The organism is Natronococcus sp. A-GB7, from assembly GCF_029688865.1.
In the GTDB taxonomy this organism is placed as follows: Archaea; Halobacteriota; Halobacteria; order Halobacteriales; family Natrialbaceae; genus Natronococcus.
In genome coordinates, this window is sequence record NZ_JARUKV010000010.1 from 1 (window position 1) to 13626 (window position 13626).

The 13626-nt window shown below is 66.3% G+C and carries 14 protein-coding genes and 2 rRNA genes; 8 read left to right on the forward strand and 8 right to left on the reverse strand.

The genetic code is table 11. The features are described 5' to 3' along the window. Both rrf (QA609_RS10410) and rrf (QA609_RS10415) read left to right on the forward strand, forming a co-directional pair. Positions 1-103 (forward strand): 5S ribosomal RNA (gene rrf / locus QA609_RS10410); the annotation flags it as partial. A 54-nt stretch (positions 104-157) separates the two neighbouring features. Continuing rightward, a 5S ribosomal RNA gene (gene rrf / locus QA609_RS10415) occupies positions 158-279 on the forward strand. Positions 280-471: 192 nt separating this feature from the next. On the opposite strand, the gene QA609_RS10420 is transcribed toward rrf (QA609_RS10415), so the two are convergent. Next, positions 472-771 (reverse strand): DUF4242 domain-containing protein, encoded by a 300-nt coding sequence (locus QA609_RS10420; protein WP_278302545.1) that lies wholly within the window; start codon positions 769-771, stop codon positions 472-474. A 137-nt stretch (positions 772-908) separates the two neighbouring features. Between QA609_RS10420 and QA609_RS10425 the strand changes: the two genes are divergently transcribed. Next, a complete protein-coding gene (locus QA609_RS10425; RefSeq protein ID WP_278302546.1) occupies positions 909-3128 on the forward strand; it encodes a CDC48 family AAA ATPase in 2220 nt (739 codons plus the stop codon). A 66-nt stretch (positions 3129-3194) separates the two neighbouring features. Further along, complete coding sequence (fer, locus tag QA609_RS10430) at positions 3195-3677, forward strand: ferredoxin Fer (protein ID WP_278302547.1); 483 nt, start codon at positions 3195-3197, stop codon at positions 3675-3677. A 33-nt stretch (positions 3678-3710) separates the two neighbouring features. On the opposite strand, the gene QA609_RS10435 is transcribed toward fer, so the two are convergent. Together QA609_RS10435 and QA609_RS10440 are read right to left on the reverse strand one after the other, a co-directional pair. Beyond that, positions 3711-4268 (reverse strand): hypothetical protein, encoded by a 558-nt coding sequence (locus tag QA609_RS10435; RefSeq protein WP_278302548.1) that lies wholly within the window; start codon positions 4266-4268, stop codon positions 3711-3713. Between the two features lie 89 nt (positions 4269-4357). Continuing rightward, positions 4358-4642, reverse strand: coding sequence for a metalloregulator ArsR/SmtB family transcription factor (locus QA609_RS10440; protein WP_278302549.1), 285 nt, complete (start codon positions 4640-4642; stop codon positions 4358-4360). A gap of 94 nt (positions 4643-4736) precedes the next feature. Here QA609_RS10440 and QA609_RS10445 point away from each other — a divergent pair, with 94 nt between their 5' ends. Together QA609_RS10445 and QA609_RS10450 are read left to right on the forward strand one after the other, a co-directional pair. Continuing rightward, complete coding sequence (locus QA609_RS10445; RefSeq protein WP_278302550.1) at positions 4737-5039, forward strand: amphi-Trp domain-containing protein; 303 nt, start codon at positions 4737-4739, stop codon at positions 5037-5039. 2 nt (positions 5040-5041) lie between these two features. After that, a complete protein-coding gene (locus QA609_RS10450) occupies positions 5042-5812 on the forward strand; it encodes a class I SAM-dependent methyltransferase (protein ID WP_278302551.1) in 771 nt (256 codons plus the stop codon). Positions 5813-5851: 39 nt separating this feature from the next. Here the strand turns inward: QA609_RS10450 and QA609_RS10455 are convergent, their stop codons facing one another. Together QA609_RS10455 and QA609_RS10460 are read right to left on the reverse strand one after the other, a co-directional pair. Continuing rightward, positions 5852-7570, reverse strand: a complete 1719-nt coding sequence (locus QA609_RS10455; protein WP_278302552.1) for a PQQ-binding-like beta-propeller repeat protein — start codon at positions 7568-7570, stop codon at positions 5852-5854. A 6-nt stretch (positions 7571-7576) separates the two neighbouring features. Continuing rightward, complete coding sequence (locus QA609_RS10460; protein WP_278302553.1) at positions 7577-8479, reverse strand: hypothetical protein; 903 nt, start codon at positions 8477-8479, stop codon at positions 7577-7579. A 384-nt stretch (positions 8480-8863) separates the two neighbouring features. On the opposite strand from QA609_RS10460, the gene QA609_RS10465 reads away from it, so the two are divergent. Both QA609_RS10465 and QA609_RS10470 read left to right on the forward strand, forming a co-directional pair. Further along, positions 8864-9940, forward strand: coding sequence for an ABC transporter substrate-binding protein (locus tag QA609_RS10465; protein WP_278302554.1), 1077 nt, complete (start codon positions 8864-8866; stop codon positions 9938-9940). A gap of 39 nt (positions 9941-9979) precedes the next feature. Then, on the forward strand, positions 9980-10810 hold the full coding sequence (locus QA609_RS10470) for an ABC transporter permease (protein WP_278302555.1): 831 nt from the start codon (positions 9980-9982) through the stop codon (positions 10808-10810). 32 nt (positions 10811-10842) lie between these two features. Here QA609_RS10470 and QA609_RS10475 read toward each other — a convergent pair whose 3' ends face one another. The 3 genes from QA609_RS10475 to QA609_RS10485 are packed head-to-tail and all read right to left on the reverse strand — an operon-like array spanning position 10843 to position 13617. Beyond that, complete coding sequence (locus QA609_RS10475) at positions 10843-11619, reverse strand: ABC transporter permease (protein WP_278302556.1); 777 nt, start codon at positions 11617-11619, stop codon at positions 10843-10845. Next, a complete protein-coding gene (locus tag QA609_RS10480; RefSeq protein WP_278302558.1) occupies positions 11612-12355 on the reverse strand; it encodes an ABC transporter ATP-binding protein in 744 nt (247 codons plus the stop codon). The genes QA609_RS10475 and QA609_RS10480 overlap by 8 nt, the downstream gene beginning before the upstream one ends. Then, positions 12352-13617, reverse strand: coding sequence for an ABC transporter substrate-binding protein (locus QA609_RS10485; RefSeq protein WP_278302559.1), 1266 nt, complete (start codon positions 13615-13617; stop codon positions 12352-12354). The genes QA609_RS10480 and QA609_RS10485 overlap by 4 nt, the downstream gene beginning before the upstream one ends. Positions 13618-13626: the final 9 nt, after the last annotated feature.

Below are 13626 nucleotides of genomic sequence, written 5' to 3' on the forward strand. Positions count from 1 at the left end.
AGGTACCTCCCGTACCCATCCCGAACACGGAAGATAAGCTCGCCTGCGTTTCGGCGAGTACTGGAGTGCGCGAGCCTCTGGGAAATCCGATTCGCCGCCACCACTCATACCACGACCGACAGTGGTCTAACGACGGTTCGATTCCGTCGGTCGGCATTACAGCGGCCATAGCGGCGAGGTGCCTCCCGTACCCATCCCGAACACGGAAGATAAGCTCGCCTGCGTTTCGGCGAGTACTGGAGTGCGCGAGCCTCTGGGAAATCCGATTCGCCGCTTCCTTTCATACTCTTTGTTCACCGGCAGTCGGAGCGCCGACTACGGTAGTCATTACCCCGTTGAGAAGTGCGTTGCCGGCCGCCAGCGGAGCCGCTACGTCTCGAGAACGCCTCGGTTCGCGGCCGATCGTACTCGAGGGTCCGAAGGCCGGTAGCAGCCGTCCGTTAGTCCGTCGCAAACGAGAACGGCCCGATGCTACTCGCCCTCGAGCGGCTCCCCACGTCGGTCGATTCTCGTCGCCGGGAGGCCAGCGCGCTCGGCGTGTTCCCGAACGGCGTCCGCGTCTTCGGCCTGATAGTGACAGAAGGTTCCCGTGACGTTCCCGTCCTCGTTCATCAGTACCTCGGAGTCGACCCACCGGATTCCGATGCCCTCGTCGCGGAGTTCCTCGAGGGTCTCCCCGGACTGTTCGCCGGCGGCCTCGAGTTCGGACTCGGTGATCGGGTCGTCGAGTTCGCGGAGGATCAGAAAGTCCTCCAGGTCGCTGTCTGTCATGATCCATGTTATCTCTCAACGTTATCTTTGATAAACATTCGTTCGATCCGGACTGATAGACGGCACGCTCGTTCGGGAGTCCGATCCAAACGTTCTTGCGTCCGTGCGTGACACGGTACCAAAAGACGATTCAATCGATGAAACTCACCGCCAAACCGCTCGTCTCGAACCAGCGTGGGAGCTCCGTCGCCGTCCTCGAGCGAGACGTAATGAACTCGCTCGGCGTCGAATCCGGAGAGTACGTTTCTCTCGAGGGGCCGACGGGCGAATCGGCCGTCGTCGAGGTGCTGTCGCGGCCGTCCGAGGAGCGGACGGAGCGAACGATCCGTCTCGACCGGGAGCTCTCGGAGGGACTCGACGTCGACGCGGGAGACCCCGTTCGCGTCGAACCAACCGAGGTCGGATCCGCCGAGCGGGTCTCGATAGCGTTACCCGACGACGTTTCCTCCGCCGAGGCACTCGAGTTCGCCCGGCGGGACGCGCTCGTCGGTCGGATCGTTTCGGACGGAGAGACGGTACGGATCGACGCCGAACCTTCCCGATCCGTTCCGATCGAAGTCGTCGACGTCGACCCGGCCGGTCCCGCCGTCGTCGAGGAGTGGACGTCGATCGTTATCGCTCCCGAACCGGCGACGATCGACGGGGTGGAGCGCGATGCGACGGCTCCCGCGGTTACCTACAGCGACGTCGGCGGCCTCGAGGACGAACTCGAGCAGGTGCGGGAGGTCGTCGAGTTACCGATGCGATACCCGGGGGTCTTCGATCGACTCGGTATCGACCCGCCGAAGGGAGTCCTGCTGTACGGCCCGCCCGGAACCGGGAAGACGCTCATCGCCCGCGCGATGGCCAACGAGGTCGGCGCCCACTTCCAGACGCTTCGGGGCCCCGAGATCGTCTCGAAGTACCACGGCGAGAGCGAGGAGCGGCTCCGTGAGGTCTTCGCGGAGGCCGAGGAGAACGCGCCGGCGATCGTCTTCATCGACGAGATCGACGCCATCGCGCCGAAACGGGAGGACGTCGGCGACGTCGAACGCCGGATCGTCGCCCAGCTGCTCTCCCTGCTCGACGGCGGCGACGACAGGGGACAGGTCGTCGTCGTGGGGACGACGAACCGCGTAGATTCGGTCGATCCTGCCCTCCGCCGGCCGGGACGGTTCGACCGCGAGGTCGAGATCGGCGTGCCGGACGCCGACGAGCGGTCCGAAATCCTCGGAATCCACGCGGCCGACGTCTCCATCAGCAACTCGGTCGATCTCGAGCGCTACGCCGAGCGCACGCACGGCTTCGTCGGTGCGGATCTGGAGAACCTGATCAGAGAGAGCGCGATGTGTGCGCTACGGCGGCTGCGAGCCGACTCCTCGAGCGATTCCATCGAACTGCCGGCCGACCGATTGGACGCCGTCGAGATCGCCGAGGCGGACATCGAGGCGGCGGTACGCGAGATCGAACCGTCGGCGATGCGAGAGGTGTTCGTCGAGGTGCCGGACGCGACCTGGGGGGACGTCGGTGGGCTCGAGGAGGTGACGCGAACCCTTCGGGAAACGGTCCAGTGGCCCCTCGAGTACGCCGACGCCTTCGATCGCGTCTCGCTGCGTCCGGCGACCGGTGTCCTGCTGTACGGCCCGCCCGGAACGGGAAAAACACTGCTCGCACGGGCCGTCGCCAACGAGGCTCAGTCGAACTTCATCTCGATCAAGGGACCCGAACTCGTCGACAAGTACGTCGGCGAATCCGAGCGCGGGATTCGCAACGTCTTCAGCAAGGCCCGCGAGAACGCGCCGACGGTGCTCGTGTTCGACGAGATCGACGCTATCGCCGGCACCCGAAGCGACTCCAGCGAGACGGCGGTCGGTGAACGCGTCGTCAGTCAGCTACTGACCGAACTCGACGGGCTCGAGGATCTCGAGGACGTCGTCGTCCTCGCGACGACGAACCGACCGGATCGGATCGACGACGCGTTGCTCCGGGCGGGGCGGTTCGAACGACACGTCCGCGTCGGGGAACCCGACGAGGCGTCCAGACGGGAAATCTTCGAGATCCACCTCCGGGATCGTCCGCTCGCGGCGGACGTCGACCTCTACGCGCTCGCCGAGCGGAGCGAGGGTGCCGTCGGCTCCGATATCGAGGGGATCTGCCGGACTGCAGCGATGAACGCCGTTCGCGACTACGTCGAGACGTCCGCGGGCGGTGAGCGTGACGGTCGGACCGACGGCGAAGCCGGGGCGAGGGCCGACCTCGAGACCCTCGAGTTGACGGCCGACCACTTCGAACGGGCCCTCGAGACGGCGGACGAGGAGCCGGGAGACGAGTTCGCTCGACTCGAGGACGGGTTCGACGCGTTCGTCGACGGCGAGTGAACCGGTCGGAGCCGAACTCCGGAGGTGACCACCGATGCTAAGTGTGTGCACGGCTAGTGATTGTGTATGTCACACAACCTCCCTCACGTCAGGCTCGGCGAGGACGCCGCGGAGCGCGGTGACAGCGACGGCGACGAGGGACCCGTCCGCACCGTCGAGTACCTCAACTACGAGACTCTGAGCGAACAGGGGTGGGATATGGACGATGCGGACCTCTTCGAGAAGGCAGCGGAGGCCGATCTGGGGGACGACGACTACGGGCGGGTCGAGATCACCGGCCGACGGTACATCCTCGACGCCGCCGAGGATCAGGGGTTCGAGTGGCCTTACGAGTGTCGCGCCGCCTCGTGTGCGAACTGCGCCGGTATCGTTTACGAGGGCGACGTCGAGATGGACATGGATCTCATCCTCACCGACGAGGAGGTCGAGGAGCGGGGGATCGTTCTCACCTGCCAGGCGCTTCCGGCCAGCGACGAGGTGAAAGTCATCTACAACGCGATGTATCTCGACTACCTGCAGGATCGGGTCATCGGCGTCCGAGAGGTGTAGCCCCCTGGGCGGATCGGGACGGCCGCTTCCGGCTCAGGACTCGAGTTTCTCGATGGCCTCCTCGAGACGCTTCGTGGGCGACTGCTCGGTGACGATCTGGTCCTGCCGATAGGCGTCTATCGGCTCGGTGTCGACGTCAACGTCGGCCTCGGCGAGCGCGTCGAGAGCCGTCGCGAGAACGACCGTCTGGTACTCCAGTTGAGACTCGAGTTCGTTGACCTGCTCGAGCGTTCGCTCGGAGAGGTCGGTGAGCGACGCCGAGTACTCCGAGAGGTTCGCTTCGGCCTGGTCGAGTCGTCGCTCACCGAGGCTGATCGTCGCGAAGTTCTCGAGTTCGTCGACGTCCTCGGACATCTGTGCGAGTTCGGACTCGACCGTTTCGAGTCGCTCGTCGACGACGCGTTCGATGTGCTGGTCGATCGTCGTTGCCTCGGATTCCGTTCCCGCGCTCGAGTCGGACGACTCGGCCGCGGTCTCCTCGACGGGTTCCTCCGCGGGGACGGCTCCGTTCTCGTTCGTACACGTGAGTACGTGGCTCTTGTACGGCCCCGGTGCCGGATACTCCTCTCCACAGTGTGCACACTCTGGCATACGGGCACAATCAACATGGTACTGTAAATAACTTTAGCTGCTGCTTCACAGTCGAAGCGACGGACGCTAATTGGAGACGGAGTCCCCCGTTACGCCGACTCGTCGGACTGCTCCCTGGCCTGAAGGATGAACGCCCGTTCGGGCGGCGGCGCGGCGTACAGTTCGACATCGCTGACCAGACGGTAGTACTTGCGATTCCCGCGGCGGTAGTGGTCGACGAGTCCCGCCTCCTCGAGCACCCCGAGGTGGTGGACCGCCGACTTCCCGTTCATCCCCACGGCTTCGGCGAGTTCGGAGACGTACTTCGGCTCCCGGGAGAGCTCTCGGATGATCTTCAGCCGTCGAGCGTTCCCCAGGGCCTCGAGCAGCGTCATGAACTACCGTACACGCAGCCGATAGTTGAGTGTTCCGTCACCTCCCGGACGCCGTCATGCACATTTATGTATCGACGGCGTGGTACACGTCACCATGACGAACAACGTCGAGTTCCCCGACGACGAGGATCCCGAGCGCAGGGTCATCACGGACGGCTTCTTCGAGCAGGAGATCTACCTCTCGCGAACCGAGACGGCGAGCTTCCTCCGTGAGATCGCCGACGCGCTCGAGAACGACGCGTCGCTGACGATCTCGGGAAGTAGCTGGGAGATCCCCTTCGAGTACCGCGAGCCGATCGAGGTCGAGATCGAGTTCTCCGGCCAGCGCACCTCGGAGCTCGAGATCGAACTCGAGTTCGAGCAGGCCCGCGGTGGGAGCGATCTCAGCGTCGAGTGAGCGTGCTCGGACCCCGATACTACTTCGGCGTCTACCACTGGCGGCGACGGTTCCGGTCGCTCGCGCTCGCGGCGGTCGCGCTCACGGCTGCGGCCGTCGTCGGGAGCCGAACACGGTCCCGGAACCGACGGGTGGCCGCGTCGATGGCCGCGTCCGTCGCGGCCGTTCGCGGAGCGAGGACGCTGCGCCAGCTGGTGGGTCCGACGCCGTGGTCGCTCGAGCGGGCGAAGTACGACGCGCTCGCCAGCAGACTCCCGCTCGACCGGGCGGATCGGGTTCTCGACGTCGGCTGTGGCACGGGGCGCTCGCTCGTGGGGATCGCACCGCACGTTCCGGCCCGAACGGACGTCGTTGGTCTCGACGTCTTCGACGACCGCGTCATCCTCGGGAACGGACCGCGGCTGGCACGGCGAAACGCCGACCGCGCCGGCCTCGGGGTCGAGCCGGTCGCTGCCGACGCGGCGACGCTCCCGTTGCGAGACGGCTCGGTCGACGTCGCGACCGCCTGCCGGCTACTGCACGATCTCCCGGCCTCGAGCGCCGAGAGCTCGCTTTCGGAGCTACGACGGGTCTGTAGGGCCGACGGATCCGTCGGTATTCTCGAGCTCCCGCTCGTTCCCGACGACGTTGCGGGCGATCCCGACCCGGAAGCCTACTGGGTCGATCGAGTCCTCGAGGCCGGGTTCGAGATCGAGCGCCTCGAGCGCCTCGAGCTGGCGGGCCGGGCGGAGCCCTACATCGTCATCGTGGCTCGGCCGACTACCGCCCGCTAAGCGGTCGACGACTCAAAAAAGACGAACGGTACGGGTCGCCTACTCGGAGAGCGAGAAGACGGCCAGGCGGGTGTCACGGCCCCCGGCACCGCGTCGGAGCCAGCCGCTGCCGCCGACCTGGATCGCGACGTACTGCTTCCCGGTGTCGGAGTCGTACCAGCTCATCGGGCTGCCGGCGATCGACGCCTCGCCGAGGTCGTACTCCCAGAGGCGGTCACCGCTCTCGCCGTCGTAGGCGATGAAGTCGCCGTTCTGGGTGCCGGTGAAGACGACGCCGGTCTCGGTGGTCACCATGCCGCCCCAGATGTAGGCGTCGCTCTCGATCCAGTCGCGCCAGACACGCTCGCCGGTTTCGGGATTGATCGCGACGATGGCGCTGATCTTCTCGTTGTACTCCTCGGGTACCGCTTCAGTCTGGTCCTCTAGGATTCCGCCCCAGTACTTTTTGCCCTCCTCGTACTCCTCGAAGCGCCACCAGGCCTCCTGGGGCGAGTTGTTCATCTTCATGTACGCAAGCCCGGTCTCGGGGTTGTAGGCCGGGGGCTGCCAGTCGTTGCCGCCCATCGCACCGGGCATGAACGGCATCCGGCGTCCCTCGTCGATGTGGGGGATCATCCGGTACATGTTCAGCTGCTGGACGCCCGGTTCGCTACGCTCGATGAGTTCGCCCGTGTCGGCGTCCATCGTGTAGGCCCAGCCGGTCTTGCCCGCGGAGACGACCACGTCCTTGGTCGTGTTGCGGTGTTCGATCTCCATATCCCGAATGAGGATCCGGGGCGCCGCGGAGTCGTAGTCCCAGACGTCGTGGGCGACCTCCTGGTGGGTCCACAGCCGCTCGCCCGTGTCCATGTCGAGCGCGAGCGTTCCACAGCTGTTGCGGTTCGGTCCCGGTCGGACGGAGCCGTCGAAGTCCGGTCCGGGGTTACCGATCGGCAGGTAGAGTCGTCGCTCCTCGACGTCGATCGTCGCGTTCATCCAGTTGGTCGCACAGGACTGGTTGATGCTGTCGCCGACCCACTCGGTCTCGGGGGAGGTCCAGGTGTGCCAGACTTCCTCGCCGGTTTCGGCGTCCAGTGCCGTGTGGAACCCGCGAACGCCGTACTCGCCGCCGGCGCTGCCGGTGAAGATCATCCCGTCGTACGCGATGGGCGCCCAGGTCGCGGAGTACCCCTCCTCGTGGTCGGCCGTCGAGGTGTGCCAGACCTCCTCGCCGGTGTACCGATCGAGCGCGACGACCCCCGAGTCGAGCGTCGTCATGAACACCTTGTCGCCGTAGGCGGCGACGCCACGGTTGTTGTCGTCACAACAGAGCACGACGTCCGAGGGAACGGCGTACGTATAGCTCCAGAGGATGTCGCCCTCGCGGGCGTCGATGGCCTTGACGTGGTTCGGGCCGTTCGACTGATACATAATCGGCGGATCGCCCGGCACGATCAGGGGCGTCCCCTCCATGCTCGAGCCGGCGCCGACGTCGAGCATGTACTCGACCTCGAGGTCGGCGACGTTGTCGGGCGTGATGACGTCGGCCGTCGTGCGGCGGTGTTGTCCGTAGTTGCCGCCGTAGGTGAGCCAGGCTTCCGGATTATCGCCGGACTCCTGGATCATCTCGTTCGTGACGTCGAACTCCTCGATTCGGTCGACGTCGTGCTGGTGCGTAACCGATTTGTCGGGGGATCCGAGCACGCGGAACCCCTGGTCAGTCTCCCTTACAACCGTATCCTTTGCGGCCTGTACGGCCCTGTCTTCTTCGAGTGACATTGATAATTACCTCGCTTCGGATGGCGCGCGCATCTCTTCGGTGATCCAGAACACGTTCTTGCAGATCTCCTCCTGGTTGACGATCATGATCGCCGCGCCGGCGGTGATCGCGGCTGTCAGCTGCGAGTCGGTCAGCCCCTCCTCGCGGGTGATATCGAGCGCCGCCTGCGCCAGCAGGTGGAACCCACCCAGCAGCGCCTTGATATCCCAGTAGCCGTCGTCGAGGATCTCCTCGGTGACGAGAACCCGGTTCTGCCAGAGGTGGACGTCCAGTGCGTCGACCCAGAGCAACGTCCCGCCCGCCGCCCGTTGGTGGAGGGGCGGGACGTGTTCGACGCCGAACTCCACCTCGGCGGGGATATCCTTCGTCGGCACCCATCGGGCGAGCCGATCGTTGTTGTTCGTGACGTCCATGACGAGCGCGATCCGTTCCTGCTCGTCGAACCCGAGCTCCTCGAGTTCGGCCGTCAGCTCGTCGGTAGCGATCAGCTCGTGAGCCGTTCCCTCGATGTGTTCGGGCGTGAACCGCGGCAGGTTCGCCTCGAGACTCTCGAAGAAGTCGACGTCGACGAGGTGGTCGTAGATCTCCCAGCCGGGCTCGGCGAGTTCCCGGTAGAGCACCTCGGCTTCGGTCTCGCCGTCCGGGATTCCCTGTTCTCGGACCTCCGGCAGACGCCCGAGCTGCCTCGAGAGCTCCTCGAGCTGTGTCTCGAGCAACTCGGCGTCCAGCCTCCCCGAGAGATCGCTTCGAATCGCTTCGCCCATCGAGGCGAACTCGGGATCGTCTTCGCGCTCTACCTCGTCACGAAGCCGTTCGATCGTCAGCTGATCCCCGTCATCGACCGCTTCGACGTCGAGCGTGCGGGCGAGCTGCCGCTGCGCTTCGTCCGTGATCTGTGCCGTTGTCATGCGTAGTGCTCCCGGTAGTACCTGTCGTGTCCCTTGGTTTCAACTCCCATGCAGTATGTGCCACCAACCTACACGATCTTAGACCTTATTATAATAAATCTATAACTAAAACTCGAAATTATATGTTCTGGGCTGTCGCTGTCGGCTTTTCGACAGCACCGCCGGTACCGTTTCCGTTCGAACTCGGATCTAACGGCCGTGAAACGTTTCAGCTATGATAGAAAATCGCCATTACCGGACCGATACACCGCGCCGTCGGTCGCGACGAACGGCGGTCCGGATACCGATCTGAACTCGACTGGACGGTGTTTCGACGGGGAGAACTTAAAGCTTAACCCAAATGATTTATAACTCCCATCCTCGACAGACAGTACTGGTGAGAGTGTGAAGCACACACAAAGTACGCGACGCAGTGTCCTCGCCCTCGGCGGCGCGGTCGCCCTCTCGGGGTGTGCCGGCCGGCTCGGCGGGAACGGCGACGGCGATCCGTCGGCGGAGAACGGGGTCGCGGTGGACTCCGTGTCGCTACTGCTCAACTGGAACATGGGTGGACTCCACACGCCCTACGTCGCCGCCCGCGAGAACGGGTTCTACGAGGAAGAGGGGTTTACCGACGTCGAGTTCGAGAGCGGCGACGGCTCCGACTTCGCGGCGAACCAGACCGGGCTCGGCAACACCGAGTTCGCGATCTCGAGCGGCGACCAGATCCTGACCGTCAACAGCAACGAGCTGTCGCCGCGCGCAGTCGGGATCGTCATGCAGCGGAACCCGAACGTCGTCTTCGCCGACCGCGAGGGGTTCGGCGAACTCACTGACCCCGATCAGCTCGAGGGCGTCACGGTCGGGAGCGGTCCGGGGATGGTCCGGACGATGACCGAAGCGTACCTCGACCACCACGACGTGCTGGACACCGTCGAGTACGTCGACGCCGGCTTCGACACCGTCCAGCAGCTACTGGCCGGCGAGATCGACGTCGCTGGCGGCGTGTTCAGCGACGTCGTCGACGCCCGCCACCAGGGCCGGGAGATCGACGTCCTCGAGATCGACGAGGCCGTCCCCTCCTACGGCCACCTGATTACGACCGACGAGTCGTTCGCAGAGGAGAACCCCGACACCGTCGAGGCGTTCCTCCGGGCGACCGCGAGAGGTGCCGTCTGGGCGGCCCAGAACCCCGACGAGGCGATCGACCACCTCGTCGACGTCCAGCCCGAACTCGAGGAGACCCGGGAGAACCAGTACGACAAGTGGGAGGAGATGTACACCGGATACATGCTCTCGGAGACGGTCGAGACGGAGGGCTGGGGAGCGAGCGCGCCGGAGCCGTGGCAGGAGACCCACGACGTGTTGGCCGATGCCGACGCCCTCGAGAACGAAGTCGACCCCGATGCCGTCTGGACGAACGACTACCTCGACGCCGAGGACGAGTACGTCGCGGAGTTCGCCGACCGGATCGATGAGTAACCGGCCCGCGGAACTCGAGAGACGCGATCGACGCACCGAATGATCGACGAGCAGGCCGACCGACGCGACGGACGACGGCTCGAGCGGATCCCGGGCAGCCGCGACGTTCTTCGGGGCTCCCGAACCCTCGCCCGCGGGCTCGCGACGCGACTGCTTCCGCCGACCGCCGTGTTCGTCCTGTTGCTCTCGACGTGGCACGGCGTCGTCGTCTACTACGACGTGCCGGCGATCGTGTTGCCGTCGCCGGCCGAGGTCGGGGCGACGCTCGTCGAGACCTATCCGACGCTGCTCGGCGACGCCGCCGTGACGGCAGTGACCGCCGGGATCGGACTCGTCGCCGGCACCGTCGTCGGTGCCGGCCTCGCCTTCGCGATGATCAGTTCTCGTCGAGCGGCGAGCACGATCCTTCCTTACGTCGTCGCGCTCCGAATCGCGCCGGTGATCGCGATCGCCCCGCTACTCTTTCTGTGGTTCGGTCGCGGCGTTCCCGCCCGGGCGCTGGTCGTCACCACGCTGACGGTGTTCCCGATCACGATCGCGACTCTGGACGGGCTCCGCGGAACCCCCGAGTCGTACCTCGAGCTGTTGCGAACGGTCGACGCGTCGTCGACTGCGGTGTTCGTTCACATCCGGCTCCCCGCGGCCGCACCGAGCGTCTTCGCCGGGCTCAAGATCGCCGCGACGCTGTCGGTTATCGGTGCGGTCGTCGCCGAGTTCGTCACGCTCAACGCCGGACTCGGCTACCGGGTGTTCGAGACGGCGGCGTACCTCCGGACCGCGGAGACCTACGCCGCGCTGGTCGTCCTCTCCGTGGTCGGTATCGGCTTCTATCTCGTTCCCGTCGCCCTCGAGCGTGTGCTCTGGTACTGATCGCAACACGGTCCCCTGGTTCTGGACGGGCGTCAGTCGAGGACCTCGAGTCCGAGCCGTTCGTGGACGCGTCGCTGAACGAGGACGACGATCCCGTACAGCGCAAGTCCCACGAGCAACAGGACGACGAGCGCTGCGAGCATGACGTCGGGGCGGACGTTCTCCGACCCCATCAGGATCAGAAAGCCCAGCCCGTTGTCGGCGACGACCCACTCCGCGACGACCGCGCCGACGACCGCGAGGGTCACCGACTGTTTCAGGCCGGCGAAGATGTCGGGGATCGCGTAGGGGACGTCGACGTACAGGATCCGCTCGATCGGCCCGGCGTCGACCGACCGCAGCAGGTAGTGGTGAGCCGTCGGCGTGCGATCGAGCCCCGCTGCGGTGTTCAACACCAGTGGGAAGAAGGTGATGAGCGCGACGAAGACGATCGCCGTCGTCATCCCCGTGCCCAGATAGATGAGCAACAGCGGGGCGATCGCGAGCTTCGGCAACACGCGAACCGTCACGAGGTACGGGTAGACGGCCCGTCGAAACCACGGGACGTACGCGACGAAGGCGGCGAGGGCGATCCCGGCTCCGATTCCGATCGCACCGCCGTAGACGACCTTTTCGAGGGTGTAGAGGGCGTTCACGAGGTACAGCTCCGGGTTGCCGGCCAGTCGCGCGACGACGGCGTCGGGAGCGGGAAGGAGAAACGGCGGGATATCCCCGAGCTCCGTGAGCGCCCACCAGAGCGCGACGCCGGCACAGAGCGCGCTCGCGGGGTAGACGGCGCCGCTACCGGTGACGGTGATCCGTTCAGTCATAGCTCTCGTGAAGCGTCTGGCGGACGGCCGCGACCTGTTCCTGGAACGCCTGCGAGCCCAGCGACTCCGTGTCGCGGGGGCCGGGGAGGTCGATGTCGAACGTCGCCTCGATCCGTCCCGGCTGATCGCGCATCACGACACACCGGTCGCCCAGAAACACCGCCTCGGGAACGCTGTGGGTGACGAAGACGATCGTCTTCCGCTCGCGGCGCCAGAGCGACCGGATCTCGACGCCGAGCTCGTCGCGGGTGATCTCGTCGAGTTCCCCGAACGGCTCGTCCATCAACAACACGTCCGCGCCGAGGTGGATCGCTCGAGCGATGGCGACGCGCTGTTTCATCCCGCCCGAGAGCGCGGCTGGCCGGGCGTCCTCGAACCCGTCGAGCCCCATCGTCTCGAGCAACGCGTGTGCTCCCTCGCGGTCCGGGGGCTTGTCGGCCATCTTCCGGAGGAAGACGACGTTCTCGAGGGCGCTCTTCCAGGGAAGCAGCGTGTGTTGCTGGAAGACGAATCCGATATCCCCCACCTCCTGTGCGACCGACGGGGCTCGGTCGTCGATTGTGACGCGTCCCGCGGTCGGCTCCTGGAGCCCGCCGATCGCGCGCAGCAGCGTCGTCTTCCCGCAGCCCGAGGGGCCGACGACGGTGACGAACTCCCCGTCGTCGATCCCGAGGTCGACGTTGGCGACCGCAGTGAAATCGTCGAACGCGACGTCGACGTTCTCGAGGTCGATCACGGTTCCTCCGCGAGCAGCTCCCCCTGCTCGAGGGCCGTCCGGAGTCGGTTCCAGGTTCGCTCGCGCTGCCAGCCCCAGCCGCGTTCGCGCGTGTCGTCGCTGTCCCCGAACTCTTCGACCGCCCGCTCGAACGTCTCCCGGACGCGCTCGGGCTCGTCGTCGCCGCGTTCGGCGATTCGCGCCGCCGCCGGATCGGGGTCACGAGTCGCTTCCCGCCAGCCACCGGCCGTCCCCGCGAGGAGCGCCTCGAGCGATGGCTGACGTCGGTCAAGCGCCCGCTCTCGAGCGACGATCGTCGGCCCGTAGATCGGGAAGTGATCGGTGAGCAACAGCGTGTCGACGGTCTCGCCGCGTTCCTCGAGCTCCCGCGGGTCGGTGATGGAGCCGGTGACGACGTCGGCCTCGCCGGCCAGCAGCGCCGTCCGCTCCTCACCGGTCGTCTCCTCGACCTCGAGGTCCCCCCCGAGAGCCGTCTGGGAGACGAACAGCCGACCGAGCACACCCGTTTCGGAGTGAGCGGGCATCCCGAGTCGCTGTCCCCGGAGCTGGTCGACGCTGCGAAGCTCCGCGCCGAAGACGTCGCGGGTGGAGTACAGCACCGTCATCGCGCGCTGGTAGAGGACCGCGACCGGCACGATCGGAACGCCGGCCGCCCTGGCCCGCAGTACGGTCGCGGCACCGGCGACCGCGATGTCGGCCTCGCCAGCGTCGACCCGGTCGACGGCGCGTCGAGATCCCTCGTGGTGCTCGAACTCGACGTCGACCCCGTACTCGTCGTACCAACCCGACTCGGCGGCCGCGTACAGCGGGACGTGAAGCCCGTTCGGCCGCCAGTTCAGTGCGACCGTCAGCTTCGGCTCCTCGGCCGACTCCGGCTCCCGCTCGGTCGTGTCGTCCCGAAAGATCTCGTCCGCCCGCTCGAGCAGTGTCGCCGCGTGTCGCTCGTACGCCCGACGACGGCTCGAGGCGAGGTCGTCGGTCGGTCGCCAGGCCGACGGCGGCCGTCCCTGGCTGGCGCTCGCGACCGTGGAGCGCTCGATCAGCCCGTCGGCCTCGAGGCGGGTGACCGCGTCACTGATCGGGGATCGGCTCAGCTCGGTCCCGACCCGAAGCTGGATCGTCGTCGCGGGGTCGTCCTCGCGGTCGGCCCGCAACAGCAGGTACGCAAGGACCCGCGCGGGCGTCCGTCCGAGCCCGACGGCGAGGTCGTCGACGACCGGTCGATCCTCGTCGTCGAGCACCCAGAACGTTCGCGGACGCATTCGTCCTGA

Coding starts and splice junctions, on each gene's coding strand:
- QA609_RS10420 (WP_278302545.1), bottom strand. CDS start 771: ATGACAGACAGCGACCTGGAGGACTTTCTGATCCTCCGCGAACTCGAC.
- QA609_RS10425 (WP_278302546.1), top strand. CDS start 909: ATGAAACTCACCGCCAAACCGCTCGTCTCGAACCAGCGTGGGAGCTCC.
- fer (WP_278302547.1), top strand. CDS start 3,195: ATGTCACACAACCTCCCTCACGTCAGGCTCGGCGAGGACGCCGCGGAG.
- QA609_RS10435 (WP_278302548.1), bottom strand. CDS start 4,268: ATGCCAGAGTGTGCACACTGTGGAGAGGAGTATCCGGCACCGGGGCCG.
- QA609_RS10440 (WP_278302549.1), bottom strand. CDS start 4,642: ATGACGCTGCTCGAGGCCCTGGGGAACGCTCGACGGCTGAAGATCATC.
- QA609_RS10445 (WP_278302550.1), top strand. CDS start 4,737: ATGACGAACAACGTCGAGTTCCCCGACGACGAGGATCCCGAGCGCAGG.
- QA609_RS10455 (WP_278302552.1), bottom strand. CDS start 7,570: ATGTCACTCGAAGAAGACAGGGCCGTACAGGCCGCAAAGGATACGGTT.
- QA609_RS10460 (WP_278302553.1), bottom strand. CDS start 8,479: ATGACAACGGCACAGATCACGGACGAAGCGCAGCGGCAGCTCGCCCGC.
- QA609_RS10470 (WP_278302555.1), top strand. CDS start 9,980: ATGATCGACGAGCAGGCCGACCGACGCGACGGACGACGGCTCGAGCGG.
- QA609_RS10475 (WP_278302556.1), bottom strand. CDS start 11,619: ATGACTGAACGGATCACCGTCACCGGTAGCGGCGCCGTCTACCCCGCG.
- QA609_RS10485 (WP_278302559.1), bottom strand. CDS start 13,617: ATGCGTCCGCGAACGTTCTGGGTGCTCGACGACGAGGATCGACCGGTC.